This window comes from Bacteroides sp. 11BF, from assembly GCF_019633765.1.
Lineage (GTDB): Bacteria > Bacteroidota > Bacteroidia > Bacteroidales > Bacteroidaceae > Bacteroides > Bacteroides hominis.
Genome location: NZ_JAFKPJ010000044.1, coordinates 1 through 5,075, shown reverse-complemented (window position 1 = coordinate 5,075; position 5,075 = coordinate 1). Strand labels below are relative to the sequence as shown.

Annotated in this window: 9 protein-coding genes; all 9 read right to left on the bottom strand. The window is 34.9% G+C overall.

Annotated features, from left to right (window positions below):
• Window positions 1–125: 125 nt before the first annotated feature.
• Entirely contained in the window at window positions 126–518 is a 393-nt protein-coding gene (locus JZY04_RS21585) for a hypothetical protein (RefSeq protein WP_007482662.1), read from the bottom strand.
• A 79-nt stretch (window positions 519–597) separates the two neighbouring features.
• Window positions 598–930, bottom strand: coding sequence for a hypothetical protein (locus JZY04_RS20670; protein WP_032535954.1), 333 nt, complete (start codon window positions 928–930; stop codon window positions 598–600).
• Window positions 920–1,324: a hypothetical protein gene (locus tag JZY04_RS20665; RefSeq protein ID WP_032535956.1), complete on the bottom strand. Its 405-nt coding sequence runs from the start codon at window positions 1,322–1,324 to the stop codon at window positions 920–922. Before JZY04_RS20665 ends, JZY04_RS20670 begins: the two co-directional genes overlap by 11 nt.
• Window positions 1,325–1,402: 78 nt before the next feature.
• Complete coding sequence (locus JZY04_RS20660; protein ID WP_032535957.1) at window positions 1,403–1,990, bottom strand: hypothetical protein; 588 nt, start codon at window positions 1,988–1,990, stop codon at window positions 1,403–1,405.
• Between the two features lie 99 nt (window positions 1,991–2,089).
• On the bottom strand, window positions 2,090–2,611 hold the full coding sequence (locus tag JZY04_RS20655; protein WP_007480238.1) for a hypothetical protein: 522 nt from the start codon (window positions 2,609–2,611) through the stop codon (window positions 2,090–2,092).
• A 9-nt stretch (window positions 2,612–2,620) separates the two neighbouring features.
• Window positions 2,621–3,322 carry a PoNe immunity protein domain-containing protein gene (locus tag JZY04_RS20650; RefSeq protein WP_007480240.1) on the bottom strand — a complete coding sequence of 234 codons (702 nt, stop codon included), beginning with the start codon at window positions 3,320–3,322 and terminating at the stop codon, window positions 2,621–2,623.
• Between the two features lie 72 nt (window positions 3,323–3,394).
• A complete protein-coding gene (locus JZY04_RS20645; RefSeq protein WP_005787127.1) occupies window positions 3,395–3,838 on the bottom strand; it encodes an Imm12 family immunity protein in 444 nt (147 codons plus the stop codon).
• 82 nt (window positions 3,839–3,920) lie between these two features.
• Entirely contained in the window at window positions 3,921–4,511 is a 591-nt protein-coding gene (locus tag JZY04_RS20640; RefSeq protein WP_032535959.1) for a T6SS immunity protein Tdi1 domain-containing protein, read from the bottom strand.
• Window positions 4,512–4,563: 52 nt separating this feature from the next.
• Window positions 4,564–4,986 carry a hypothetical protein gene (locus JZY04_RS20635; protein WP_004329681.1) on the bottom strand — a complete coding sequence of 141 codons (423 nt, stop codon included), beginning with the start codon at window positions 4,984–4,986 and terminating at the stop codon, window positions 4,564–4,566.
• Between the last annotated feature and the right edge of the window lie 89 nt (window positions 4,987–5,075).

Below are 5,075 nucleotides of genomic sequence, written 5' to 3'. Positions count from 1 at the left end.
CCGAATAGGAGAAAATAGGCTGTATGGTATATCTTGTTTTTTATGTTCATCTTTAAGTTGTTATTAATGATTAGAAAGGAGCATCGTCAGATGCTATCTTTCGTTGTTACTAACTTATTAAATCTTTATTGTATAATTTTTAGCCAATGACGATGTGTTATTATAAAATAAAGTAATACAACCAAAATGGGATAAATCATCCATGATATGAAGGAAGAAACCTTTTGGCTATTAAATATCAGAGGTTTACTCCTTATAATTTCCATACCTTTTTTCCTTTTGATATAATACGAACAGAATGTCTTGTATAATAAAACATAGATTATGATGAAAAACACAAAAGGGGTTTTATAATTGAAATTCTCCTCTATCAGTAGATATGCCAATACTATAACAGGAAGAAATAATATTCCACATATTATCTGTATCGTCCGCTCATGTGGATTTTCCAATATAAATTTATCCCTATTAAATATGAATATCTGATAATACATCGCATCTAAAATGAATTTTATCATAAAGAGTTATTCGTATTGTTAGTAATGGCTTGGCGGGGAACGGCGTTAGTCCGTTATCCCGGCTTGTTATGAACTTACTTTACCCCTTGTGCCTTTTATAATTTGCATAGCGAGCATTTAGAGTGTCCCGCCATTCTTGGCTTGGGCAAGAGTTTATTAACTGAATATACTTATTCTCATCATCAACGCAAACAGACTCTACAAGTTTTAATAAACTCCACTGCAAATCATAAAAAGCATTTTCAGGAAAGATTTGTACCAACACCATAGCTTCATCAAATGATATGGGAAGTTGTATTTGTTCTAATAAGGCATCATAAGTATTTACTAATTCATCAATACTCTCTGTATCATTGATGCTTTCATTAGGCATACGACCCAAATCTTTCAACTGTAAAATTTCATTTCTCATATCGTGTACTAATTCTATATTCTTCATATTCAAGAAACGCAGTATCAACATCTCTTTCTAATAGGTAGTAGAAACAATCTTGTATCATATCAACCCATTTTATGATTTGCTTTTGCTGCTCTTGTGTAACAAAATCAGCCCCGTCAATCCACCTCTTACCCAAATGTATAATGCTATACACATCACTTAATAGGGTTTGTTTGATTGTCGGCTTCATAAAATCATCCGCAAGAACTTTAAGACATTCCATTATCTCGATAAAATTACACTCATATAGTTTCCCTTGAAATGGACGAAGTGAACCAAGAAATCCATTTTCCCATTTCTCATTTTCTATATCATTGTTTCTACAAGAATGGAAACTTAATAAAGTATATGCTTCTTCCTTTGTCATTGCGTTTCTGTTCAATTATTGATAATGGGTTGTGAATAGCAGACCGTTAGGGCAGCTCATTCGCTTGTTACCAACTTTTTATAAACATCCATCATTATAAGATTTCAAGAACTCATCAATCAATGATTTCGGATTACTTCTTGTAGTCCACATAATAGGTAAGTCGTAATATTCCAATTCGTGAACAATGACAGGAACTTCTTTACCTAATTGCTCTTTTATGACACCTTTTTTATGAAGTTCTTGAATAACAGAAATGATAATATCCATAAAGACCGACTGCATTTGGTCGTCTTGTTCATCCAACTTATTTTCTTCTCCATTTTTTTCGGCTCTCGAATACTCTTGTTGAGTATAGAATAAATTGGCTTCTTTAAAATACAGACGGAGATTCTTATCATTGCCGCCAATAGTACCCACTTCGTTTTGTAGCCAAAAAGCATAATTCCATTTGGCTTCCATTAAACTACTGGCATTCCTTTTTGCTACTTCCACTTGAGTTAAAGTGTTATAGCCTATTGTAATAACAGGACATCGGGGGTCGTCTTCAAGATTATCTTTCCAAAAGGAAATAGCATAGATATCTTTGATGTTTTGTTTCCCCATTTTCTTAATCGCTTTTTCTGCTTTTGTATAAAAGCTTTCAAATAATGTTTCTCTATTCATGATTTATATATTTTAGTTGGTAATGGTTTAGCAGGGAACGGCTTGTCCGTTATCCTGCTTCGTTAACATCATATTTTATTCTCATTCCAGTGTACCATATCAATACACCATAATAACAAGGTCTTTTTGCGCTTCAACGGCTTCATCGAAAATGAAATTCAAGTCGTCCATTTCCTGCTCGTAATCATAATCTCCGATACCGTTACCCTCTTGTAGTGAGGTGTATTCCGTCCGCTTGCTCTCCAAATCTGAAACGGGTATGCTGATGATATAGGGAAAATCACTGCTCAATGGAATAGGGATGAATGTACTTTGGCTATCCAATTGCCAAAGGTTTTCCGCACAGTAGATTTGCGTTCCATAATGGTTGCAAATCTTTTCATATACATACCCGTACATGAAAGCAATTTCGGGATAACGGATTTCTCCGTTCACTATATCTGCCAACGCTGCATAAGCATCTTTATCCGTGTTCAGGCTATCGCTGAAATAATCGTTCAGAGTGTCAAGTTCCTGCTTCAACGCAACCTTTAATTGGTTTATAAGCTGATTATCACAAGTTCCATAAACAGACTTTACCTTATCGGCTTCTGTCAAATATGCACAAACAGAGTAACTCATACCTTTTCTTCATTTAATATTGTCATTCCAGTGTACCATGTCGTATGGATAGTAGGGCAACCCTTTCAGGCTGCTATCATCCAGCCCCAAGACCTTGACCAATGCACCGCTTTCAAAACACCAATAACCGTCATGGTTGATACCATATTTATGGTCGTCATGCCAAGATAAATCAGAATGTCCTCGATACCATTCTTTTTTGAGGTATTTTTCCAATCGTTTCACCGCTTCTGCTTTGTCTTGTTCAGCCAACTCTGTAACAGTGATAGCAATTCGATAGGGTGACGGATATAATACTTGGTTTGTTGTCCTTTCCCAATCAGGAAATCTGTATCTAATCAATGTATCATAAATATAGTCTTTAGCTTCTCTGTCTTTTATCAGTTGCACCAGACCATGTATAAGGTCGTCTTCGTAATCCAACATAATGCCTATTGACAGAAGCCACAACATTTCAATATAAAATCCGTTGTCCGTCCAAAATCTCGGCATTGTTTTGAGGGCTTTCACATAATTGTTTTTCAGCTTATCAATATCCTGTCCCATAGAATACTGTACTAATAAATAACGAAGCCTATAATTGAACAAAGAATCGTAACCTATATGTTTTCCTGAAAGATGCATTTGTTCATAATAACTAATATCTTCATCATACATTTTCAGTTGCTTCAAATACTGTTCTTCTGTAAAAAGTTTATCTCTTGTTTCCATTATGGTACACTGCTTTTTGATGTTAATGGGTTGCAGCTTGCCGCCGTTAGGCGGAACAGGTGCTTGTTATTGCTATATTTCATTCACTATATCATTCATCTTTTTGCTGCAAATATCAACACAATGCTTGTATGAATTAATATCAAATGCGTACTTATATTTAGCCAATTTATTCAAAATCAAATCTCCATTTTTAATCATCAAACTTGTTATTGTAAAAATGAAATAGTTTAAATCTTTTTCCTTATTCCCAGTCCATTGTGTCCTGTCAATGCAAAAACTAACCACATATTCTTTTTTAACATTGTAATATCTTGGTTGATATATTCCTGTTCCGTTATAATAGGATGAAATATCACCATCAAAAAACAATGTTACCTTAAACATGGTAACAGCTTCATTTTCAAATGAAGTAAATGTATCTTTTATAATTTTCCTCATATTGCGCACAAAGGGACTTAAGGCTTTAGATGCATTAAGTTCTCCACCATATACTATATTTAATGTAAATTCCATACTTCCTTAATTAAGTTAGCAATAATGGTTAGCAGGGAACGGCTCGTCCGTTATCCTGCGTTGTTATCAACCAGTTCTATACTCAATATTTATCTGCAACTTCAAATTCACCGATTGTTTGTGTGCAGATGTCAATGTACGGAATAGTCTTGACTATCTTGATGTTTTCAATGTCCTCACTTCCTCCCATAGCCAACAGTAGGGAATACCCGAAACATTCGTCATTGTCGGGAGTTCCGAGTTTCTCTTGTATTACAGGATAATTTTCTAAGTCAAACCAACCTTTCAAGAAACTTTGATTTACCATTACCTTATTAAAAATTGCACGAAGATTGGCAGGAAGTATTAAATATGTTCCGTATCTGACATTCAGATAAACAACGTAATTATTCAGTCTTGGGTTCTTTACATAGGCAAAGACATCGCCGAAAGCCGTACACATGAATGGCAGAAACGATTTGTCATCTTCCTTCTCATAACAGGAGTTTATCACATCTTGGTAATCGGACGGATTGATAAGCTTAAACAGCCCATTACAATAACTGCCCAGCCCGACTTCCTGCCATAAAGTATTCAGTTCGGGGTAGGACAAATCGGCGTATTTGGCAATAAAAGTATCATCTACTGCCTGCCTCTTATTATTGAGGCTCTTTTCTAAAAATTCTTCGTACATATTTATGCGCTTTATGGTTGATAATGGTTTGGAAAGGAACACCATTCAGGGGTTATCTTTCCTTGTTACCAATGAATTTACTTTTATATATAGCGTACTCTACTGTGTAAGTAGCCAGCTTCACGCCCAAGAACATACCTACAAGCAATATATATGCTACTAAGCAATATTGATTATACAAGAGGTCTTTTAAGAATACAGGTATCAATAAGGCTATGATTGTAGCGTTCTGAAACCACTTCTGTACTTTCAATAAGAGGTTAATGTATAAATGATTTCCTATGTAATTGAACCCCCATTTATAATTATGCTGTTTCAGATAAGATAGTGAAAACCACAATCCTACAAGTGAAGCAATAAGGGCTACTCGCCACCATGCTCCCATGTATGGGAACATACCTTTTAAGAATGTCAGCAAAACAATACCTATTATGCTACATTCATATACTATTCTTACTTTTGTTACATCATTCATATATGTACGCTATTTGTTGGTAATGGTTCAGCAGGGAACGGCTTGTCCGTTATCCTGCTTCGTTAATAACTCTTTTCTTTTCAATAGAT